Consider the following 21,518-nt stretch of genomic DNA (forward strand, 5'->3'; position numbering starts at 1 on the left):
CCAAGATATAAAGTAATGGCAAAGTCACACTTTTGTACTGCACTCACCATTGATTCATTCAGAAGTGTGAAGGCAATCGCATTTACATCAGAAAACGTTCAGTAATGAAACATTTAATTACATTCTCGTTCACAAATTGCATACATCGATTTGCTATTTTCAAAAACCTGTTCTGCAATCGTTTGCTCAGATTCACTTCGAAGCACGTTCAATTCATTTAGTATGATTTTTAAATTCTTGGGGTGATTTTTTTTACCTTGATGCCCCAAAATCGGCATGTCAGGTGAATCCGTTTCTAACACCAACGAATGAAGAGGCAACTGAGAAATAGCGTCACGTGTCTTTTTGGCTCTAGGGTATGTAATCGACCCACCAACACCAATATGAAACCCTAAGTTAATATAATCCATTGCCTGCTGATAACTCCCAGTAAAAGCATGAATCACTCCACCATAGAGAGGTTTATTTTGTTTCAGTAACTTAATTATCTCTTGATGTGCCTTTCTGGAATGGAGAATCAATGGAAGATGGTATTTATTGGCTAACTTAATTTGTTCTGTGAAAAGCCGTTTTTGAACCCCTTCAGACTTATGAGAGTGAAAAAAATCTAACCCACATTCTCCTACAGCAACACATCGACCACTTCTGTTTGATAACAATGTATCCAATAATTCAATATGTTCATCTAAATGCTGGTCAATGAAATAGGGATGCAACCCCAGAGCGAAAAACACGCCTCTATTAGTATTGCTGAGCATCTCTACTTTTTTCCAATTAAAAGCACCACAACCAGGAACAAGAAACTTAACGACCCCAAATCGCCTTGCTATCGCGATCTCTTCTTCTACATTTCCTGAGAATTCATCTCTATCCAAATGGCAGTGTGTGTCGAAAAGTTTTATATGGTCCTCATTCATTTTTTTTCTCTTTTGGTTCAAAAATATCTTCTTTTTTTATTGGTACACAACAACGTTTTTGTTCTGGTGTTAAACCAAGCGATTTACACCATTCATCATAACGCTTAATAGCCTTTTTAAAATTCTTGATCATATTCATAGCTCCTAAAAACCAACACACTCTTTCAGTAACCCTATATCCCTTTAACCTTTATTCTTACCTTTTCTTCTAGAAAACGCCTAATTTGTGAGAGCTAGAATCCAGAGCGGGAATGCAACCAAGACACCCTACCCCACAAAAACGTGATCCAGACCGAGAATTATCGTACTACGATGTTCTATTACCTAGTTTACCTGTGAGCAAAACGCTTTTTTTTTTGCCAAGCAAACGATAAACTTACGGGCGATAACTGTTTATGTGTACATAATTGCACAAGACCATCAACGCAGTTGCATATAAATATAAATGGCACTCATTTGTTCGTTTGAGTTTGGGATAAAAACATAGGGATTCTTACAGTGAAAAAAACTACTCTTAAGCTATCTGCATTAGCACTAGCAGTATCTTCTTTTAGCGTGTTCGCAGCACCAAAACCAGCCGTTATTTACGATACAGCAGGCAAATTTGACAAGTCTTTTAACGAAGCTGTTTATCAAAATGGTGTGAAAGTATTAGAAACTGAAAAAGGCATTAAAGTTCGCGAATTTGAGCCACAAAACGAAGCTCAGCGTGAACAAGGTCTTCGACGTTTAGCAAGCCGCGGTTTTAGCCCAATCGTAGCGGTTGGATTCAACATGGCATCAGCAGTAGAGAAAGTAGCTACTGAGTTCCCTGAAATCAAATTCACCATCATTGATATGGTCGTTGATAAGCCAAACGTTCAATCTATTGTATTTAAAGAGCATGAAGGTTCATTCCTTGTTGGTGCTTTAGCCGCAAAACAATCTAAAACGGCAACCGTTGGCTTTATTGGTGGTATGGACATTCCATTAATTCGTAAGTTTGCCTGTGGTTATGAGCAAGGTGCAAAATACGCTAACGCTGATGCAACAGTGCTTCAAAACATGACAGGATCAACTCCTGCTGCTTTTGCTGACCCAGCAAAAGGTTCTGAACTTGCTAAATCACAGTTCTCTAAAGGCGCTGACGTAATTTACGCGGCCGCTGGTGGTACTGGCCTTGGTGTTTATCAAGCAGCAAAAGATGCGGGTAAATTCGCTATCGGTGTTGATGCTAACCAAAACCATCTTCAACCAGGTACCATGCTAACGTCTATGGTTAAACGTGTTGGTATTGCAGCCAAAGATGCTTGGATTGCGGACATGGATGGAAAATGGAAACCAGGGATTAAAGTTCTTGGTCTTAAAGAAGGTGGTGTTGCTTGGGCTCTAGACTCAAACAACGAAGGCCTAATTACTCCAGAAATGAAAGCATATGTAGAAGGTATTGAAGCAGACATCATCTCAGGAAAGATCGCTGTACATGACTATATGTCAGACAATACTTGTAACTACTAATCATAAAGTTATCAGTTATTAGATGATCTTTACGCCGTTGCTTTTAGTTCAATAACTTTAAGCAACGGCGTACTCATTTTTATTTTGCAGTTCAGGAATTTCACGTGACTCAAGTTCAAAATTTTGCCATTGAACTAAATCAGATAAATAAGCGTTTTGGCGCAGTACATGCCAACCGCGATATTGATCTTAAAGTTCCCGCGGGCACCATTCACGGCATTATCGGTGAAAATGGTGCAGGTAAATCCACGTTAATGAGCATCATTTACGGCTTTTACCATGCCGATACCGGTTCTATGCTCGTTAATAATAAAAACTACAAACCATCCAATTCTCAAGAGGCGATTAGCTCCGGCATTGGTATGGTTCATCAGCATTTCATGTTGGTGGAAACTTTCACCGTGTTGGAAAACATTATTTTAGGTGCTGAGAATGGCTGGAAATTAGAAGAGAGCTTGAAATCTGCTCGTAAGAAGCTCATCCAAATTGAAAAAGATTATGGCCTAGATGTTCCTCTTGACGCGATTGTAGGAGATTTACCTGTAGGTTTACAGCAACGCGTGGAAATTCTAAAAGCATTATATCGTGATGCCAAAATACTTATACTTGATGAACCTACAGGTGTACTAACACCACAAGAAGCCGACCACCTTTTCACTATCCTCGACAAGCTTCGTGCGCAAGGCACCACCGTTATGATTATCACGCATAAACTGCGTGAGGTCCTCGCCATCACAGATAACATATCTGTAATGCGCCAAGGTACGATGGTTGACCATGTTGTGACTGCAGATACCAATCAAGACCAACTTGCTGAACTCATGGTTGGACGTAAAGTTCGACTTAAAGTAGAAAAACAACCAGCACAACCAAAACAAGCTCGAATTAAGGTCAATAAACTGAGTTACTTTGATCACAGCAAGGTGCAAAGAATAAAAGAGATCAGCTTTTCTGTCCGTGAGGGTGAGATTGTCGGTATTGCAGGTGTCTCTGGCAACGGTCAGTCTGAAATCCTCGGGCTGCTTTCTGGCATCCTAAAACCAGCGTCAGGGAGCATTGAACTTAATGGCAATATCCTTACAGCTGAAAAGCCTAGCGACCCACAACAGGTTCGCGCTATGGGTGTTGGTCATATTCCGGAAGATAGGCATAAACAAGGCTTAATTAACAAGTTTGAAGCGCAAGAAGCTTACATTCTTGGTTATCATAATTTACCAAAATACAACAAAGGTTTACTCCAAAATAAAGAATCGATTAAAACGCTTTGTCAATCGAGCATGGACAAGTGGGATGTTCGTCCAAATGATGTCACGCTCAAGACTGCAAATTTCTCTGGAGGTAATCAACAGAAACTTGTTATTGCGAGAGAAATGGAAGAGAACCCTAACGTCCTACTCGTTGGTCAACCCACTCGTGGTGTTGATATCGGCGCCATCGAATATATCCACCAACAGATAATAATGAGCCGCGACGCAGGCAAAGCTGTATTACTCGTTTCAGTCGAACTTGATGAAATATTAAGCCTTGCAGACCGTATTATCGTAGTATTTGACGGCAACATTGTTGGTGAAGTACAAGCAGATCAAGCCGATGAAAAAACACTAGGATTAATGATGGCGAACATCATGCCTGAACATCTTAAAAACAACAGTGAGTCCCAAGGAGAAGCATCATGAGTCAGGCTAAAATTCCTGCTTGGGTAACCGTTGCGTTACTGCCTGCCATAAATGTAATGGTGGCATTTTTAGTTTCAGCATTATTGTTTATTTATATAGACATTAGCCCTATCGACGCGGCCAAAGTTATGTGGACCGGTGCATTTGGCTACGCAGAAGGTTTTGGTTATACCCTATATTACGCCACTGGTTTTATATTTACTGGACTTGCAGTATCGGTGGCATTTAATGCCAGCCTTTTCAATATCGGTGGAGAAGGACAAGCCTATATTGGTGGCCTAGGTGTTGGCTTAGTCTGCCTTACCTTAGGTGAATATGCGCCTTGGTATATCACTTTCCCCGTCGCAATTATCGCCGGTGGGCTCTTTGGTGCCGCATGGGCCTTCATCCCTGCTTACCTACAGGCGAAAAGAGGTTCACATATCGTGATTACCACGATTATGTTTAACTTCATTGCCGCCTCATTGATGGCTTACCTTTTAGTCGATGTTTTAAAACCTGAAAACACGATGGCCACTGAAAGTAGAGTCTTTGCCGTCAGTAGTTGGTTGCCAAAAATGCACGAAATGGTTGCGGTGTTTGGATTCGACATTGCGCCTAGCCCACTAAACTTGAGTTTTGTATTTGCTCTACTTTGCTGTGTTTTTGTTTGGTTGTTTATCTGGCATACACGTTGGGGTTATGAATTAAGAGCGGTCGGTGCAAACCCATCTGCATCTGGATACGCTGGCATAAATTACGTACGAGTCGTGGTTATCACCATGCTGATATCTGGCATGCTAGCTGGCTTTTTTGGTCTCAATGTTCTCCAGGGAGAGCTACATCAGATCAAACTGAATTTTGTAGAAGGATTCGGTTTTACAGGTATTGCGGTTGCCTTAATGGGACGTAATCATCCTGTAGGGGTATTACTAGCCAGTTTGCTATTTGGCTTTCTCTATCAAGGTGGAGCAGAACTGAGTTTTGAATACGGTGTAGACCGAAATATCGTTGTGGTATTACAAGGACTGGTTATTCTTTTCTCTGGTGCATTAGAACATATGTTCCAACCATCCCTCGAGCGTACTTATCTTAGAGTGTTCGGTAAAACTAAAACAGGAGCAGCTTAATCATGTTTGAAACGATTATATTGATGCTTGATGCAACCATACGTGTTGCGACTCCTCTCATATTGGCATCACTTGCGGGTATGATAAGTGAACGTTCCGGTATTGTTAACATTGCCTTAGAAGGTAAATTGCTAGCTTCAGCGTTTGCTGGTGCGGCGGCAGCACATGTGACTGGATCTGCATGGCTTGGGTTGTTTGCTGGTATTTCTGTCTCTATATTACTTGCCCTTTTACACGGCTTTGCTTCGATAACCCATAGGGGCGATCAAGTTGTGAGTGGTATGGCGATAAATATTCTTGCGGCTGGCCTTACTGTTACTTTGGGGCGTCACTGGTTCCATCAGGGCGGTCAAACTCCAGCGTTATCTGGAGATGCGCGCTTTGCTCCAATCCACTTACCTGGCGCTGATTCATTAGCGGACACCCCTATAATTGGCCTTCTTTATTCAGAGCTATTAAGTGGTCACTCCGCACTAGAGTACCTTGTCATTCTTATTGTGCCCCTAACGTGGTTTATCATGTATAAAACTCGTTTTGGTCTAAGACTACGTGCAGTAGGCGAATCACCTAGTGCTGTTGATACAGCTGGTATTTCTGTGGTTAAAATGCGCTATCTTGCGATGGTCCTTTGCGGAACTTTAGTCGGGATTGGTGGTGTGTACCTTTCTGTTGGGCAGACAGCACAGTTTATTCCAAACATGAGTGCAGGCAAGGGCTATATGGCGCTAGCCGCATTGATCTTTGGTAAGTGGAAACCTATTACTGCCATGGCGGCTTGTTTGTTGTTTGGCTTCCTTGATGCGTTGGCTATTCGTTTGCAAGGGGTAACCATTGGTGACTTCCCTATTCCGGTTCAAGCAATAGAAGCCATTCCTTATATTCTCACCGTATTCCTGCTTGCTGGTTTCATTGGTAAAGCCATCGGACCAAAAGCGGTTGGTGTTCCGTACACCAAAGAGCGTGAATAACAACTTTAGAGCGATAAAAAACGGAGCCAATTGGCTCCGTTTTTTTATACATTATTTAAACAATGCTATTAATGTTCGCGTGTCGCTCTGAATTGGATATCAGGGAAACGCTCTTGAGCTAGATTTAGATTTACCATAGTTGGTGCAATATAAGAGAGATTATTACCGCCATCAAGAGCTAAGTTCGCTTGTGCTTTACGTCTAAACTCATCCAGTGTCTTCTCGTCATCACATTCAATCCAACGAGCCGTTGCCACATTAACACTCTCGTATATCGCTTCTACGTTGTACTCTGATTTCAAACGTGCGACGACGACATCGAACTGAAGTACACCTACCGCACCGACGATAAGATCATTATTTTGTAAAGGACGAAACACCTGTACTGCACCCTCTTCAGAAAGCTGAACCAACCCTTTGAGTAGTTGCTTCTGCTTTAACGGATCCCTTAAGCGAATACGGCGAAATAATTCTGGTGCAAAGTTAGGAATACCGGAGAACTTAAGCGCTTCTCCTTGAGTAAAGGTATCGCCAATTTGAATAGTTCCATGATTATGTAGGCCGATAATATCACCCGCATAAGCCTGCTCGGCACGAGAACGGTCACCCGCCATAAACGTAACAGCATCAGAGATATTTATCTGTTTGCCTAGACGTACGTGATTCATCTTCATACCCTGAGAGTATGTTCCTGAAACTATACGCATAAACGCAATACGGTCTCGGTGCTTTGGATCCATATTAGCTTGAATTTTAAATATGAAGCCGGAAAACTTCTCTTCTGTTGCTTTTACTTCACGTTCATTGGCTTGGCGAGATAACGGCTGAGGAGCCCAACTTGTTAACCCTTCTAGCATATGATCTACGCCAAAATTACCAAGAGCCGTACCAAAGAACACCGGCGTCAATTCTCCTGCAAGAAACAACTCTTGATCAAATTCATGCGATGCACCAATAACCAATTCCAGTTCATCTCTAAGCTGTTCTGCAAGTTCATCGCCAATAGCCGCTTCAAGCTCAGGATTACCTAACCCTTTAATAATCTTCTCTTCTTGAATAGTATGACCTTGACCCGTTGAATAGAGATACGTCTCGTCCCTATGGATGTGGTAAACACCTTTAAACTCTTTACCACAGCCTATCGGCCAAGAAATTGGAGCACACGCGATCTTTAATTCGCTTTCGACTTCATCTAGAAGCTCCATAGGGTCACGAATTTCTCGGTCTAGCTTATTCATAAAGGTAACAATAGGAGTGTCACGCAAACGCGTAACTTCCATCAGCTTACGTGTACGGGCTTCAACACCCTTTGCTGAATCTATAACCATTAAACAAGAATCGACAGCCGTGAGCGTCCGATAAGTATCTTCAGAGAAATCTTCGTGCCCTGGGGTATCAAGTAGGTTAACTAAGCTACCGTTAAATGGAAATTGCATTACAGACGTTGTCACTGAAATACCACGTTCTTTTTCCATCTCCATCCAGTCTGACTTAGCGTGCTGGTTTGAGCCTCGACCTTTCACAGTACCAGCCGATTGAATAGCGCGCCCGAAAAGTAACACTTTTTCGGTGATGGTTGTTTTACCTGCATCTGGGTGAGAGATGATCGCGAAGGTTCTACGTTTAGACACTTCACCTATAAAAGGGCTATTTGACATGGATACGGGTCTTCTAAATTGCAATACAAAACCGCTTAAAACAAAATGTAAAAAGCTAACTTTGAGTAGTTAATCGAAATTGGCGCCTATTTTGTCCGATCTTGCCTCTTTAGACAATAAAAGTGTGCATATAGCAGACGAAATATTGTCATATGCTTGAGGGATGGACAAAATCAATGACATATATTCAGGCTTTCAGTGGAGGTCTAATTGAAACAGTGAATTACTTGGCTTTAAAAAAACAGATAACTCATGATAACAGCATCCTCTTTCCCTTTTTTACTAGGATAATAATTATAACGTCTATCCACTTCATTAAACCCTAGAGCCTCATACAAAGAACGAGCCTTCTGATTGCTTTCTCGAACCTCTAGCCAAATACTTTCAGCCTTCGCATCTTCACACATCGTTAAAAAGTATTCGAGAAGCACTTTACCAAGCCCTTTCCCTTGCCTTTGCGGATCGATAGCAATATTGAGCAATGTTACCTCGCCGACGATATTTTGGGCATAAAAGTAACCCACGACTTCTTCGTCACACAGAAGTACGTGATGACAAGCCCCTCGGCTAGCCACATCGTTTATCATAGACTGTGTCCAAGGGTGGCTATGCGCATCTTGTTCAATCCGCCACACATCTTGCAGAAAATTTTCTGCTAAAGGCTCTATTTTATTTGTCATAAGAACAGATATTCTGCCACAAGTTTCGTCGCTCTTGATTATTGCCATCTATCTTCGTTAACACGGGAGAGACAAGCGTATTTAAATTGAGTACCCCTGTTTTATCACAGCCAGCAAACCAGACCCATTTTAATTGATGGGAGCCTAGATAATTAAACTGTTCAGGGGAAATGTGCATCGCTTGCGATAGCTCTAACTGCATGCTTCTCAACACTTTTTCAAGCATGAAAACAATATCACCTTCAGGTTTCTCGGGTGAAACCAACAATAATTGGCAAGACTCAGGTATATCAACGTTTTCAATTGAACAAGCAGAAAGCCTTGAGGGGTGAAGTAATGCCCAATTCTGAATATCCATTTCTTCAAGATATTGCATGCGAGTATTGTTATTCATCATTAGAGTAATGAAAATTCAGGGCTGTATTCTATCAAACCCTGTTTACCGAAGAACTCATTCTCTGCTAACTCTTTAACACGAAAGACCCCTTCAGGCACTTCCCATATCGAGCGCATATCAAATAGGGTCGCATCAACAAAACCAAACCCACTATAAAATTCTGGATTCCCCAGCACGACACAACCTAAATAGCCAAATTCATAAAGAGAATCTAGTCCTTCTTTAATCATGTTACCCGCAATACCCTGATGACGAAACTCACGTTTCACGGCTACAGGCGCTAAACCTTGCCACCCCAGTTGCTCGCCATTCAATGATACTGGAGTAAAAAGAGCATATCCAATTAATTCTCCATCATCAGTACAGGCCACCAATGAGAGCGTAAATCGGCTATTTTCCCTTAAACTCATAACAAGTTCAGCTTCTGCATTTGTTTCAAACGCAGATTTAAGCAAGGTGTTAATAGGTAATATGTCTGCTGGAGCTTCGGTTCTAATAAGCATTGGCCATTCCATCTTGATTCTTTTCGCTATGCAACCCTTTATAAACAAAGTCTGCTAACTCATTAATGAATAATTGAAGGGGCTTTGGCAACGCATCAAGATCAACGCTATCCATTAAATTCTTGACCTCTAAGCCAAGCTCTGTGTCGCCTTCAATTCTTAAACGCCTTTGAAAAAACAAGGTGTCAGGATCTTCTTTACGTCCAACAATTAACACCAAATCATTAAGTTGACCAGCAAAGCTTACATCTTCCGTTACCGCGTCTTTTGCTATAACTAATTCGTCATCTCTATAGCTAATAAACCATTGCAGGTTCAAATCCAAAATGGTCACTTTCAACCATTTATCTTCGAGGAATTCAAAATCACCATCTTCCAAAGCTTCATGGAAAACTTGTTTTAACCCTTCGATTAAGATTTTGTTTTGTAAATGTTTAGGGAAAACTTGGACTGGAGATCTCAAAATTTGCGCTGCATTTTGCACTAATTGAGTTCGAAGCTTGTTTAACACTACAGAATTCCGATACTTTAAATAATCATTCTTGCCATAATAGTGGATATCGAATGAGAATTCCTGTTATGTATCATAAAAATCACACCTGATGTCCAGTTCCCTTTTATATCAGGTGTTTCACGGTTATAGTAAATAATAATCTTAAACATAATGAATCATATTCATTCAATTGCTTAATATAGAGCGGTAGAAAATTAATGCCAACAAAGCAGTTACAGCACTGGTTTTCAAAACTCACTGATGCCAGTCCATTTCTCTTTGCTATTTTGGATAAGGAGCATCACTACGTTAGCGTCAATGAACGCTATTGTGAGATTGCAGGCCTATCAAAAACGGAACTTGAGGGGTTGGATGACACTAAGGTGTTAGGTGATCGATTTTACCAAACACTCAAACCTTTTTATGAGCGTGCGTTTGACGGCGAAAGCATAGAAACCGAAATTACATTAAATGACGAAGACCACGATACTAGCTTGCACTTTAGTGTCTCACCGGTCGTTATCGAAGGTAACGTTGATTTTATTTCGTTCCACGCCAGTGATACCTCAGAAAAGCAAATCCTTGCACGCTCTTTAGCTGAGTCAGAGCTTAAGTTTTCTACATTATCTGACTTATTACCAGACGGCTTAATTCTGGTTGAAGGCAACACAATTATATCGACTAACTCTATCGCCCTACGTTTGTTAGGTTTTTCGGAAGTCGATGATTTATTGGGCGAACAAATAAGCCGCTTATTCTTAGATGAAAACGCTAAAACTGTATTTAGTGACACGTTCACTACTCAATTACTAAACGAACCCATTGTGTGTTTAACTAGTGCACGATGTGGTGTTGAACGAAAAGTTCGCTTGAGTGCAGCAGAAACCACAATCTTAGGTAGTGAATCTATAATCATTGTTGTTGAAGATGGGGAAGCCAATCATTCAGGTTCAACAGACGACCGACACGACTCTCATTATGATTCGCTGACTAAACTCTACAATCGCTACGGTTTTACAAGACGTCTCGAACACTTTATTGATAACGACATTCCACTGGTTATGCTCTACCTCGATATCGATAATTTCAAAAATATCAATGACTCTTTGGGCCATCACATTGGCGATAAAGTCATCAAAGAGGTCTCTTCGAGACTACAGAGATTGCTCCCTTCCCAAGCTATATTAGGGCACTTAGGTGGCGATGAGTTCGGCATTGTTTTGCCTGAACCGGAACATAACCGAGTGACGGAATCTCTCGCTGAAAAAATTATTTCTCTTATAAATCAACCTTTTGATCTTCATCATTTTAGTAAGCGATTAGCTTGTTCGATTGGTAGCGTAATGTTCCCAGGTGATGCGAATGATGCTCGTGTATTATTGCAAAACGCAGATACGGCAATGTATGAGGCCAAGAATAGGGGCCGTAACCGTTTGGTCAAGTACCATGATCAGATGAATAAAGAGGCGCGCATGCGCTTATGGCTAGAAATCGAACTTCAAAAAGCATTGCAGCAAAATGGTTTAGAAGTCTGGTATCAACCTCAAGTTAATGCGAGAGACTTTAGCATTAACGGTGCTGAAGCACTTATTCGCTGGAAACATCCAATTGAAGGTTATATAAGCCCCGCCGCTTTTATTCCTGTCGCTGAAAAAGCGGGATTAATTGAACATTTAGGTCGGGTTGTTATGCGCGAAGTATTTGCTACAGTTAAACGTTGGAAAATACAAGGGATACTACCTGGCCGTGTCGCAATAAACCTTTCTCCTGAGCAATTTGGTAATCCCAAGTTAATTGATTATATGGAGAAACAACTGCGTACAACGGAATTGGACCCAAGCTGTATCACATTTGAACTAACAGAAAGTGCAGTAATGAGCGACAGTGAACACACACTTCAAATGCTTAAAGCCATTAAAAATTTGGGCTTTGCGCTCTCCATTGATGACTTCGGAACGGGTTATTCTTCATTGTCCTATTTGGCTCGATTTCCTATTGACGAACTCAAGATAGACCGCGCGTTTATAAATGACATCGATAAGTTACCGAAACAGGTAACCGTTATTGAAAACATCATCAATTTGGGTCGGTCCTTAAACCTAACTGTCGTAGCTGAAGGTGTCGAAACAAGGCAACAAGCCACACTACTTTCAAACTTGAACTGTCATACTATTCAAGGTTTCCATTTTTATAGACCGCAACCAAAACATGATATTGAAGAACTATTGGCGCAAAACCGTAGACACAAAAACTAACAATATCAGACTAATTTTTATACATTCGTGCACATTTCTAAAGGCAGAGTTATACAAACCTGCCTTATATCAAAATTGTCTTAAGATATAGTCCATAAAATACAACCATAAAGAACAACTGGTTGGCTCTGATGGAACTACTATGCCCCGCAGGTAATTTACCTGCACTTAAGACCGCAGTCGACTGTGGTGCGGACGCTGTATATATTGGGTTTAAGGATGATACAAACGCAAGACACTTCGCTGGCCTAAATTTTACCGGTAAAAAACTGGAAAGAGCCGTGCAGTATATTCGCGACCACGACAGAAAGCTTCATGTAGCCCTAAACACATTTGCTCATCCAGATGGATTTGAACGTTGGACTAAAGCGGTAGACAACGCCGCAGCAATGGGTGTTGATGCCCTTATCGTTGCAGACGTCGCAGTCTTAGAATATGCCGCTACCACTTACCCAGAATTAGAGTTACACCTCTCTGTCCAAGCCTCTGCTACCAATGTAGCTGCCGTCAAATTCTATAAGCAAAACTTCAATATTAAACGCGTTGTATTACCTCGCGTATTATCTATCCATCAAGTAAAACAACTTTCACTCAATATCCCTCAGGGTGTAGAGCTCGAAGTTTTTGCTTTTGGTAGCCTATGCATAATGGCTGAGGGTCGTTGTTATCTATCTTCTTATATGACAGGGGAATCACCTAATACTGTTGGTGCCTGCTCTCCAGCGAAGTATGTTCGCTGGCAAGAAACAGGTGATGGTCTAGAATCCCGTCTTAATGAGATATTGATTGATCGCTATGCTGAAGGTGAAAATGCTGGTTATCCAACGCTATGTAAAGGTCGATTTGATGTCAACTTAAATGGAAAAGATAAGCGTTACCATGCGTTAGAAGAACCGACCAGTTTAAACACCTTATCTCTGTTGCCTGAACTATTCGCTGCAAACGTTTCTTCGGTCAAGATAGAAGGTCGCCAACGGAGCCCCGCCTATGTCGAACAGGTCACTCGAACATGGCGAAGTGCGATCGATCGATACAAAGTAGACCCAGATTCATATCATGTAGAAGATACGTGGAATGCCGCGCTGGACAATGTTTCTGAAGGTACTCAAACAACGCTCGGTGCTTACCACCGTAAATGGCAATAACCGGAGATAAGTATGTCCAACGAATTGAAATACGCTCTTGGCCCCCTACTCTACTTCTGGCCAAAACAAGATGTCGAAAGTTTTTACGAAAAAGCAAAGAATTCTAGCGCTGATATCATCTATCTTGGTGAAGCCGTATGTTCAAAACGGCGATTAATGAAAACCAAAGATTGGTTAAGTATTGCTAAGGATCTATCTTCTAGTGGTAAACAAGTCGTTTTATCCACGATGGCGTTGCTAGAAGCGCCTAGTGAAGTTAACGTGATGAAAAAGTATATCGATAATGGTGAGTTTGCCATAGAAGCGAATGACGTTTCCGCTATCCAATTAGCGCACGAGCACAATGTCCCATTTATTGTTGGTCCTGCTGTAAATGCCTATAATGCACAAACGCTCAATCTTTTTCTTAAAAAAGGGATGACACGCTGGTGCATGCCAGTCGAATTGTCTAAAGAATGGTTGCAGAAAGTACTCTTGCAATGCGATGCTCTTGGTATCAAACATCAGTTTGAGACAGAAATTTTTAGTCACGGTTATCTGCCATTGGCTTATTCTGCTCGCTGCTTTACCGCTCGAGCGGAGAACAAACCCAAAGATGAATGCGAAACTTGTTGTATCAAGTACCCCACAGGCTTGCAAGTAAATAGCCAAGAGGGCCAATCTTTATTTAATCTTAATGGTGTACAGACACAGTCTGGTTACTGTTACAACTTGATCAACGATTTAAAAGGCATGAAAGGCTTAGTTGACGTTATCCGACTAAGCCCATTGAATGTAGAAACTTTCGATAAAGTGGACCAATTTCGTCAAAATGAAGACGGCACTAATCCAGAACAACTAGGGGATTTTCACTGTAATGGCTACTGGCATCAATTAGCTGGTTTAGAAAAAATCTAGTATTGAGGGGCGGTCTTTCGCCCCTTATTCTTCTTCAGCATCAAAACCAACACAACACTTAAGACTATATTCGATATCGGATAGGCCAACCATACCCCTGTGAGACCTAAAAAAGTCGGCAACACATATAAAAATGGTAATTGAACCAACATATTTCCAACCGTTGTAAACATCGCTTTCTTACTATCCCCTATCGCTTGGTAATAAGCGGCCACCACGACAATAAAACCATCTAAGAAAATAGCAAACATATGTAGCCGTATCCCCATAATGGCCTGTTTCATCAGTTCAGGACTATCATTGTTAAATATGCCTATAACGTGTTCAGGATAGAGGTTCATAGCAACGATAAAACCAATACCAATCAAGACTGATACCCAACAAGCGATAGAAAACAGCTTGCGTACTGCCTCCAAATTTTTTGCGCCATAATTGAAACTCACTAATGGCTGCATACCATTGGCAATACCTTCAACAGTCAAGTAGTACATAGTAAAGATAGAACCTAGCACCGCGTAAGCACCAATAGTCAAAACGGACCCATACTGGATGAACATCCAATTATGTACGGCAACCATCACAGAACCATACATATACATGAACATACTCGATGCACCTATCGAGAGTATTTGAGGTATCTCTCCGTAATGGATTGTAAAATTGGATAACGATATCCTCACTTTAGCGTATCGACTAAAGAAATACCCAACACCCAATATCGTCACTACACTTTGTGCCAACAAGGTCGCAATCGCTGCCCCTTTTAACCCCCAACCTAGTATGGCAATGAAAAGATAATCAAATCCTATATTGATTAGCGCTCCTAGCACCATTAACAAAGTAGCGAAATTAGGGCTTCCATCGTTACGCAATAGAAATGGTATTGCTATTGAACCTAACGAAAACAAACTACCTAATATCAGGACTTTTAGGTATTGTTGTCCTAATTCGAATACGATCCCTTCGATACCTTGAGCTAATAATAAGGCATCAGAATATTGCCATAAAACCAATGCGATGAATGGGAAAACCATCAATATAAGAGAAAGTCCTGTACTAACTGTGCCTTTTGCTTTCTTGTCACTTCCCGCACCACTATTGATAGACAAGATAGCACCAGTACCGACGCCAATCATCATACCGATACCTAGTACCGAACCGATCACTGGCCATACGACGTTGATCCCTGCAAGCCCATCCGCGCCTATATAGCGACCGATAAATACCCCATCGACGACCTGATAAAGTCCGTTAACCAACATTGCGGCGACCGTGGGTATAGTATATTTCCAAAACTGTTTGTAGATGGATTTTTCCATTTCTTGTCACTCTGTTAGCTAAGCTAACTAAATAATTAAAATTCGTTCAATATTATTTGAGCATCTTAGATAAAATATTTACGAGTTGCTCAGACTCTTGCTTGGACACTTTGTTTTCAAGTTTTTCTGTAATAATTTGAAGAACACTATCTTCATTCGATAGACCTTCAATCGCTTTATCGGTTAAGACGACTCTTTTTGCTCTCGCATCTTCAGGGCAAGAAATTCTACGCACTAGTGCCTTTCTTTCCAATCTAACCACCATATTTGAAGCAGAAGGCTTGGTTACCATCATCTCAGAGGCTAAATCCGTGATACGAATAGGTTCACTGGAGTATTGAATAACCTTTAAGTAATCAAATTCGTTGAAACTTAGGGACGATAGAGGATCATCTTTCGCATGCACACGCCACTCTTTTGACATGAAGCGTTCCAGATCGATTAAACAGGTTTGAAAAGACATGCAGAAAACCCAATATAGTTAGCAAGGCTAACTATATTAGTACAAATAGGTTAATTTACAAGAAAAAAACGCCAGATCTTCATCTAGCGTTTTTATTAGGACAAGTTGAGCAAGGAAATATTCTCAATAGATTATTTTTCTACCGTTAATCCATTTTCAATCGCATTCTCTTTTTGTGCTTCTTCTTGTAAGGCTCTTACGTCATCATAGATGCGTCCTAGCTCTAAGAAAGAATAGCGATGTTCTACGTATTCATAAACATTAAACGACAGTGCAAGCTTATAGAGGGCGATAGCATCAGCATATTGCCCTGAGAACTGATAGCGTTTACCTAAATAGAAATAGGTTTCGGTTAAACGCTGCGCCAGCATAACGTTATCTCTCGTCCCATTTAAAACGGCTTTAAAAGCCTGTTCTTCGCCTACTTCATTCAGCATGATACCAACCAATACCCAGCCCCATTCTTGGCTCTTATCTGAGTAACGTGCTCTTAAATTTTCTTCCGCTTTGGCTACGTCTATTTCACGCTCAATTATATAGAGCCATAGCGCCCTAAAAGGGTCTTCTGGATTATCCAAATAATGTGCTTGCATCTCTTGGTAAGAGAGATCGATACGATCACCATAATAAAGGGCAATCGCCATATTGCGTTCCGCATATTCATTCGAAGGGTCGAGTTCTAATGTCGAATCAAATGCTTCATACGCGGCGTCGTATTCACCTACTTGAGTAAAATAAACACCGAGTAAATTGAAAATATTTGGTTGAGCAGGATTGATGCTCAGTGATTTATTGAAATCTAGACGGGCTAAATCGCGTAAGCCGACGCTGTCATAATAACTTCCTCGTTCATAAAACATCTTCGCCCTAACGGCGTTTTCTAAGTCTGGACGTTTTAACAATTGATTTAGCCTTGCTATCTGCACTTCTTGCTGAATACTCGCTTGTAACGGTACAGCCATTGGCGGATAAACCCACTTGTTTGAATTATTACTCGGGGTAGCGGCACAACCCGAAAGTATTATCAAAAATCCCAGACTTGCTATTTGAAACCATTTCACAGACGCCTATCTCCTTTTATGATCCACAATTTCCGCATAACCATTTTTTAATAGCAAAAGAAAAGGGGGAACAATCATGTTCCCCCTTTTATAACACGCTTTACGCTATATACGCTAGGAAAGCCATCATCTCTCAGGATTTACTCTATCCACAATAGAGAAGCTTAGCTAACGCAGCTACAGAGCTTATTCAGCTTCTGGCGCTTGTGCTTCTTCAGCCGGTTTATCTTGTGCTTCTTTCATACTTAGACGTACACGACCTTGGCGGTCAATTTCTAGTACTTTAACTTTAACTTCTTGTCCTTCACTTAGGTAATCAGTCACTTTCTCTACACGCTTGTCAGCGATTTGAGAAATGTGTACTAAGCCGTCTTTACCCGGAAGAATAGTAACAAACGCACCGAAGTCAGCTAGACGTGCAACTTTACCAATGTAAATAGTGCCAACTTCAACTTCAGCGGTTAGTTCTTTAATACGATTAATCGCGTCTTCAGCTTGCTCACCAGACGTTGCAGCAATTTTAACAGTACCGTCATCTTCTATTTCGATCGTTGTACCCGTTTCTTCACAAAGTGCACGAATAACAGCGCCACCTTTACCGATAACGTCACGAATCTTGTCAGTGCTGATCTTCAACTGGTGTATACGAGGTGCAAACTCAGAGATATCATCACGAGCACCAGAGATAGCTTCATCCATTACAGAAAGGATGTGCTTACGAGCGCCTTGAGCTTGGTTAAGCGCAATTTGCATTATCTCTTTAGTGATACCCTCAATTTTGATATCCATCTGAAGTGCGGTGATACCTTCATTAGTACCCGCTACTTTAAAGTCCATATCTCCTAAGTGATCTTCATCACCAAGGATGTCAGAAAGAACAACGAAGTCGTCGCCTTCTTTAACTAGGCCCATTGCAATACCCGCAACAGACGCTTTAATAGGAACACCAGCATCCATTAGTGCTAAAGATGTACCACATACAGAAGCCATTGAAGAAGAACCGTTAGATTCTGTGATTTCAGATACTACACGAACCGTGTACGGGAATTCTTCAGCTGAAGGCATAACCGCTTGGATACCACGTTTTGCAAGCTTACCGTGACCAATTTCGCGACGCTTAGGTGAACCAACAAAACCAGTTTCGCCTACACAGAATGGAGGGAAGTTATAGTGTAGAAGGAAGTGCGACTTCTTCTCACCAGTTAGTTCATCAATGATTTGAGCGTCACGTTGTGTACCAAGAGTCGCTGTTACCAATGCCTGAGTTTCGCCACGAGTAAATAGTGAAGAACCGTGAGTACGAGGAAGAACGCCAGTACGTACATCAAGTGCACGAACCATGTCTTTTTCACGTCCATCAATACGAGGGCTACCCGCAATGATACGACCACGAACTACGTTTTTCTCTAAAGAACCAAGCATTTTTTTCACTTCGTTCACGTCTAGCTCTGCATTTTCAGCAGAAAGTGCGGTAACAACGTCTGACTTAATTTCGCCGACTTGCTCGTAACGAGCCATTTTTTCTGTAATTTGGTAAGCTTCAGTCAAACGAACTTCAGCTAACTCAGCAATTTTCGCTTTAAGATCTGCGTCTACTGTTGGTGCAACCCAATCCCATGAAGGCGTTGCTACTTCTGCAGCAAACTCTTTTATTGCAGAGATAACAACCTGTTGTTGATCATGACCAAATACTACCGCAGATAGCATTTCTTCTTCTGATAGATTGTCCGCTTCTGATTCAACCATAAGCACGGCACCATCAGTACCAGCAACAACAAGATCTAACTTAGATGTTTCTAGCTCAGTATTGCTTGGGTTAAGCACAAGTTGACCATCGATATGACCAACACGAGCAGAACCGATAGGGCCATTAAATGGAATCCCAGAGATAGAAAGAGCCGCTGAAGTACCAATCATCGTTACGATATCAGGTTGGACATCTGGATTGACAGAAACAACGGTTGCGATAACTTGAACTTCGTTTTTGAATTCATCTGGAAATAGAGGACGAATTGGACGGTCGATTAGACGCGCTGTCAATGTCTCGCCTTCTGATGGGCGACCTTCACGTTTGAAGAAACCACCTGGAATTTTACCAGCGGCGTATGTACGCTCTTGGTAGTTAACAGTAAGAGGGAAGAAGCTTTGACCTTCAACCGCTACTTTTTTACCAACAACGGATACTAATACAGCAGTATCGTCCATTGTTACCATAACAGCAGACGTTGCTTGACGTGCTATTACGCCTGTTTCTAAAGTAACAGTATGGTTACCATACTGGAATGTTTTTACGATAGGATTCGCGAACATTATATTTCCTTTCATATAACTGGATTCTAAGTAATTAGAATCACATAGTGAATACACCTTTCTGTATTACCAATCGCGACTAATGAAAAGTATCTTGATAGAAAATTTTCATTAGTCGCGACCTTAAGGCCGGCTACGCTGACTGTAATACTAGATAAAGTGCAGATTGACTAAGCTAAGCTTAGTTGGGCAGTATTATAGATGAAAAACGGTGATATGTGCAGATGGAAGCGAGGAATATTTCTGATAAAAAAAAAGAGGCTATAAATAGCCTCTTTTTTTACAAACTGTTCTTAGCGACGTAAGCCTAGACGTTTGATAAGACTTTGGTAACGATCTAGATTCTTACCTTTCAAGTAGTCTAGAAGTTTACGACGGCTTGAAACCATACGTAAAAGACCGCGACGACTATGGTGGTCATGTTTGTGATTTGCAAAGTGACCTTGAAGGTGGTTGATAGAAGCAGTAAGTAGAGCTACTTGTACTTCTGGTGAACCTGTATCGCCTTCGCCTTGTGCATAATCGGCTACGATAGCTGCTTTTGTTTCTGCGTTCAGAGACATAATCTCTCCTAAATAAGAGTTGAATTAATAAAGTGTGCCGCCAATCTCTGATTCAGCTGACACGATGAGCGCGCATATTACTTTGCTACGCATCTAACCGCAAGCGATATTTACGTAACAACTCTACATACGCCAAATCTAGTACCTAAAGTTCTTCATCTCGAAAAACAACCAATCTCTTTGGTGCGACTCTACCATCATCGTCTATCTCGCCGATGCCAATAAATAGTCTTTCCTCACCACTGGTCATTCTTACTATACCGTCAGTTGGCGCACCAAATACTTGCACTGGTTGGCCATGCTGAATCATATGAGTTAGATCTGGAATCAAATTAACTTCTGGTAAATCTTGTACCGCCGAGTCCATAGGCATCAAGAGTGGATCAAGCAATTCGCGAGGGGCAATATCTTCTTCGCGCGCTTTCTCTAATAATGCTTCCAACTGCTCTAATGTCACCATATTTTCGTATGGGTAGTTCGATACACCTGTACGACGAAGATAGGTAACATGAGCGCCACAGCTCAACATTTCACCTAAGTCATCGACAATCGTTCTGATGTATGTCCCTTTAGAACAGTGCACCTCCATTTCGACTTCCGTACCTTCAAAGCTCAGAAGCTCAATAGAATAAACAGTGATTTTCCGCGATTCTCTCGGAACTTCGATGCCTTCTCTCGCGTATTCGTATAGCGGCTTGCCCTGATGCTTCAGAGCTGAAAACATTGATGGAATCTGATCGGTTTCACCACGAAATTTTGCAATACAACGTTCGAGCTGTCCACGATCAACTTTCACATCACGGGTCTGAACTACCTCTCCATCTGAATCAGATGTATTGGTTCTTTCACCAAGTTTAGCGATAACGCGATAGCGTTTATCCGATTCAAGTAGAAATTGGGAGAACTTAGTTGCTTCCCCAAAACAGATTGGTAACATGCCTGTCGCTAACGGATCGAGAGCGCCAGTATGCCCAGCTTTTTCTGCAAAGTAGATTCTTTTTACTTTCTGAAGTGTGTCATTAGAAGTAATTCCAGCTGGCTTATCCAGCAGTATAACACCATCTACAGGGCGACCTTTACGACGACCTCTGCGACCCATTACTCTTTTTCCTCGTTCAGACCACTCTCATCGTGATCAACACTTTCATCACGGCCAGATTCATGAGCACGTCGTTTGTCATCACTGATTATTTCACTCACTAGATTAGACATTCGCATGCCTTCCACAAGCGTATTATCGTAGGTAAAACGTACTTCTGGCGTCAACCTTAGGCGAATACGTTTGCCTAAAATCATGCGCACATTAACTTCATGTTCTTTCAACGCAGCAAGGCTTTTCTCTGGTGTCTGCTCACCAACACATAAGAAGGTAACGAACACTTTTGCATAAGCAAGATCACGAGAAACTTCCACGTCAGAGATAGTAACCATACCAATGCGGGAGTCTCGAACTTCACGCTGCAATATTAGCGCGAGTTCTTTTTGTAATTGTTGCGACACGCGTTGCGTGCGACTAAATTCTTTTGACATTATTTTTTTCTCTTAGAAAAAATGAGGGGCTAAAGCCCCTCATGGTGTATTTAACAACCGTTTTTCAAAACGTTAGT

The 21,518-nt window shown here is 41.4% G+C and carries 21 protein-coding genes; 7 read left to right on the top strand and 14 right to left on the bottom strand.

The annotated features are described in order from the left end of the window. Positions 1–113: 113 nt before the first annotated feature. Together AACW90_RS05960 and AACW90_RS05965 are read right to left on the bottom strand one after the other, a co-directional pair. A complete protein-coding gene (locus tag AACW90_RS05960; RefSeq protein WP_390232874.1) occupies positions 114–902 on the bottom strand; it encodes a TatD family hydrolase in 789 nt (262 codons plus the stop codon). A gap of 7 nt (positions 903–909) precedes the next feature. Then, a complete protein-coding gene (locus AACW90_RS05965) occupies positions 910–1,050 on the bottom strand; it encodes a DUF5363 family protein (RefSeq protein WP_390232206.1) in 141 nt (46 codons plus the stop codon). 365 nt (positions 1,051–1,415) lie between these two features. Between AACW90_RS05965 and AACW90_RS05970 the strand changes: the two genes are divergently transcribed. The 4 genes from AACW90_RS05970 to AACW90_RS05985 all read left to right on the top strand — a co-directional run bounded on the left by AACW90_RS05970 (position 1,416) and on the right by AACW90_RS05985 (position 6,167). Next, complete coding sequence (locus tag AACW90_RS05970) at positions 1,416–2,414, top strand: BMP family lipoprotein (RefSeq protein WP_275134680.1); 999 nt, start codon at positions 1,416–1,418, stop codon at positions 2,412–2,414. A 104-nt stretch (positions 2,415–2,518) separates the two neighbouring features. After that, on the top strand, positions 2,519–4,090 hold the full coding sequence (locus AACW90_RS05975) for an ABC transporter ATP-binding protein (RefSeq protein WP_390232209.1): 1,572 nt from the start codon (positions 2,519–2,521) through the stop codon (positions 4,088–4,090). Next, positions 4,087–5,199, top strand: coding sequence for an ABC transporter permease (locus AACW90_RS05980; protein ID WP_390232213.1), 1,113 nt, complete (start codon positions 4,087–4,089; stop codon positions 5,197–5,199). The genes AACW90_RS05975 and AACW90_RS05980 overlap by 4 nt, the downstream gene beginning before the upstream one ends. Before the next feature lie 2 nt (positions 5,200–5,201). Continuing rightward, positions 5,202–6,167, top strand: coding sequence for an ABC transporter permease (locus AACW90_RS05985; RefSeq protein ID WP_390232217.1), 966 nt, complete (start codon positions 5,202–5,204; stop codon positions 6,165–6,167). Between the two features lie 68 nt (positions 6,168–6,235). Here the strand turns inward: AACW90_RS05985 and prfC are convergent, their stop codons facing one another. From prfC to ubiT, 5 genes are all read right to left on the bottom strand, one after another. Beyond that, entirely contained in the window at positions 6,236–7,825 is a 1,590-nt protein-coding gene (prfC, locus tag AACW90_RS05990; RefSeq protein ID WP_390232220.1) for a peptide chain release factor 3, read from the bottom strand. A 233-nt stretch (positions 7,826–8,058) separates the two neighbouring features. Continuing rightward, complete coding sequence (gene rimI, locus AACW90_RS05995; protein ID WP_390232223.1) at positions 8,059–8,505, bottom strand: ribosomal protein S18-alanine N-acetyltransferase; 447 nt, start codon at positions 8,503–8,505, stop codon at positions 8,059–8,061. Further along, complete coding sequence (locus tag AACW90_RS06000; protein ID WP_390232226.1) at positions 8,495–8,881, bottom strand: DNA polymerase III subunit psi; 387 nt, start codon at positions 8,879–8,881, stop codon at positions 8,495–8,497. The genes rimI and AACW90_RS06000 overlap by 11 nt, the downstream gene beginning before the upstream one ends. A 20-nt stretch (positions 8,882–8,901) precedes the next feature. Further along, a complete protein-coding gene (locus AACW90_RS06005; RefSeq protein WP_390232229.1) occupies positions 8,902–9,405 on the bottom strand; it encodes a GNAT family N-acetyltransferase in 504 nt (167 codons plus the stop codon). After that, positions 9,395–9,916 (bottom strand): ubiquinone anaerobic biosynthesis accessory factor UbiT, encoded by a 522-nt coding sequence (ubiT, locus tag AACW90_RS06010; RefSeq protein WP_390232231.1) that lies wholly within the window; start codon positions 9,914–9,916, stop codon positions 9,395–9,397. Before ubiT ends, AACW90_RS06005 begins: the two co-directional genes overlap by 11 nt. Positions 9,917–10,116: 200 nt before the next feature. Between ubiT and AACW90_RS06015 the strand changes: the two genes are divergently transcribed. The 3 genes from AACW90_RS06015 to AACW90_RS06025 all read left to right on the top strand — a co-directional run bounded on the left by AACW90_RS06015 (position 10,117) and on the right by AACW90_RS06025 (position 14,195). Continuing rightward, entirely contained in the window at positions 10,117–12,153 is a 2,037-nt protein-coding gene (locus AACW90_RS06015) for an EAL domain-containing protein (RefSeq protein WP_390232234.1), read from the top strand. A 131-nt stretch (positions 12,154–12,284) separates the two neighbouring features. Then, on the top strand, positions 12,285–13,298 hold the full coding sequence (gene ubiU / locus AACW90_RS06020; RefSeq protein ID WP_390232237.1) for a ubiquinone anaerobic biosynthesis protein UbiU: 1,014 nt from the start codon (positions 12,285–12,287) through the stop codon (positions 13,296–13,298). A gap of 24 nt (positions 13,299–13,322) precedes the next feature. After that, positions 13,323–14,195: a U32 family peptidase gene (locus tag AACW90_RS06025; protein WP_502226690.1), complete on the top strand. Its 873-nt coding sequence runs from the start codon at positions 13,323–13,325 to the stop codon at positions 14,193–14,195. Here AACW90_RS06025 and AACW90_RS06030 read toward each other — a convergent pair. The 7 genes from AACW90_RS06030 to rbfA all read right to left on the bottom strand — a co-directional run bounded on the left by AACW90_RS06030 (position 14,192) and on the right by rbfA (position 21,441). Beyond that, on the bottom strand, positions 14,192–15,514 hold the full coding sequence (locus AACW90_RS06030; protein ID WP_390232242.1) for an MATE family efflux transporter: 1,323 nt from the start codon (positions 15,512–15,514) through the stop codon (positions 14,192–14,194). The genes AACW90_RS06025 and AACW90_RS06030 overlap by 4 nt on opposite strands. 52 nt (positions 15,515–15,566) lie before the next feature. Further along, positions 15,567–15,977, bottom strand: a complete 411-nt coding sequence (locus AACW90_RS06035; RefSeq protein WP_390232245.1) for a MarR family winged helix-turn-helix transcriptional regulator — start codon at positions 15,975–15,977, stop codon at positions 15,567–15,569. Positions 15,978–16,108: 131 nt separating this feature from the next. Further along, on the bottom strand, positions 16,109–17,038 hold the full coding sequence (gene nlpI / locus AACW90_RS06040; RefSeq protein ID WP_390232248.1) for a lipoprotein NlpI: 930 nt from the start codon (positions 17,036–17,038) through the stop codon (positions 16,109–16,111). A gap of 186 nt (positions 17,039–17,224) precedes the next feature. Continuing rightward, positions 17,225–19,348, bottom strand: a complete 2,124-nt coding sequence (gene pnp / locus AACW90_RS06045) for a polyribonucleotide nucleotidyltransferase (protein WP_275134693.1) — start codon at positions 19,346–19,348, stop codon at positions 17,225–17,227. A gap of 293 nt (positions 19,349–19,641) precedes the next feature. Then, the gene (rpsO, locus tag AACW90_RS06050) at positions 19,642–19,911 is read right to left on the bottom strand and encodes a 30S ribosomal protein S15 (RefSeq protein WP_275134694.1); all 270 of its coding nucleotides are present in this window, start codon (positions 19,909–19,911) and stop codon (positions 19,642–19,644) included. A 145-nt stretch (positions 19,912–20,056) separates the two neighbouring features. Further along, positions 20,057–21,010 (bottom strand): tRNA pseudouridine(55) synthase TruB, encoded by a 954-nt coding sequence (gene truB / locus AACW90_RS06055; RefSeq protein ID WP_390232252.1) that lies wholly within the window; start codon positions 21,008–21,010, stop codon positions 20,057–20,059. Beyond that, entirely contained in the window at positions 21,010–21,441 is a 432-nt protein-coding gene (gene rbfA, locus AACW90_RS06060) for a 30S ribosome-binding factor RbfA (protein ID WP_390232255.1), read from the bottom strand. The genes truB and rbfA overlap by 1 nt, the downstream gene beginning before the upstream one ends. Positions 21,442–21,518 lie beyond the last annotated feature (77 nt).

Source organism: Vibrio frigidus, assembly GCF_042465995.1.
Classification (GTDB): Bacteria; Pseudomonadota; Gammaproteobacteria; order Enterobacterales; family Vibrionaceae; genus Vibrio.

What these genes read in the sequence shown, in the direction of transcription:
- AACW90_RS05965 (WP_390232206.1), bottom strand. Translation starts at nt 1,050, where the DNA reads ATGATCAAGAATTTTAAAAAGGCTATTAAGCGTTATGATGAATGGTGT.
- AACW90_RS05980 (WP_390232213.1), top strand. Translation starts at nt 4,087, where the DNA reads ATGAGTCAGGCTAAAATTCCTGCTTGGGTAACCGTTGCGTTACTGCCT.
- AACW90_RS05985 (WP_390232217.1), top strand. Translation starts at nt 5,202, where the DNA reads ATGTTTGAAACGATTATATTGATGCTTGATGCAACCATACGTGTTGCG.
- prfC (WP_390232220.1), bottom strand. Translation starts at nt 7,825, where the DNA reads ATGTCAAATAGCCCTTTTATAGGTGAAGTGTCTAAACGTAGAACCTTC.
- rimI (WP_390232223.1), bottom strand. Translation starts at nt 8,505, where the DNA reads ATGACAAATAAAATAGAGCCTTTAGCAGAAAATTTTCTGCAAGATGTG.
- AACW90_RS06000 (WP_390232226.1), bottom strand. Translation starts at nt 8,881, where the DNA reads ATGCAATATCTTGAAGAAATGGATATTCAGAATTGGGCATTACTTCAC.
- AACW90_RS06005 (WP_390232229.1), bottom strand. Translation starts at nt 9,405, where the DNA reads ATGCTTATTAGAACCGAAGCTCCAGCAGACATATTACCTATTAACACC.
- AACW90_RS06015 (WP_390232234.1), top strand. Translation starts at nt 10,117, where the DNA reads ATGCCAACAAAGCAGTTACAGCACTGGTTTTCAAAACTCACTGATGCC.
- ubiU (WP_390232237.1), top strand. Translation starts at nt 12,285, where the DNA reads ATGGAACTACTATGCCCCGCAGGTAATTTACCTGCACTTAAGACCGCA.
- AACW90_RS06030 (WP_390232242.1), bottom strand. Translation starts at nt 15,514, where the DNA reads ATGGAAAAATCCATCTACAAACAGTTTTGGAAATATACTATACCCACG.
- AACW90_RS06035 (WP_390232245.1), bottom strand. Translation starts at nt 15,977, where the DNA reads ATGTCTTTTCAAACCTGTTTAATCGATCTGGAACGCTTCATGTCAAAA.
- pnp (WP_275134693.1), bottom strand. Translation starts at nt 19,348, where the DNA reads ATGTTCGCGAATCCTATCGTAAAAACATTCCAGTATGGTAACCATACT.
- rpsO (WP_275134694.1), bottom strand. Translation starts at nt 19,911, where the DNA reads ATGTCTCTGAACGCAGAAACAAAAGCAGCTATCGTAGCCGATTATGCA.
- truB (WP_390232252.1), bottom strand. Translation starts at nt 21,010, where the DNA reads ATGGGTCGCAGAGGTCGTCGTAAAGGTCGCCCTGTAGATGGTGTTATA.
- rbfA (WP_390232255.1), bottom strand. Translation starts at nt 21,441, where the DNA reads ATGTCAAAAGAATTTAGTCGCACGCAACGCGTGTCGCAACAATTACAA.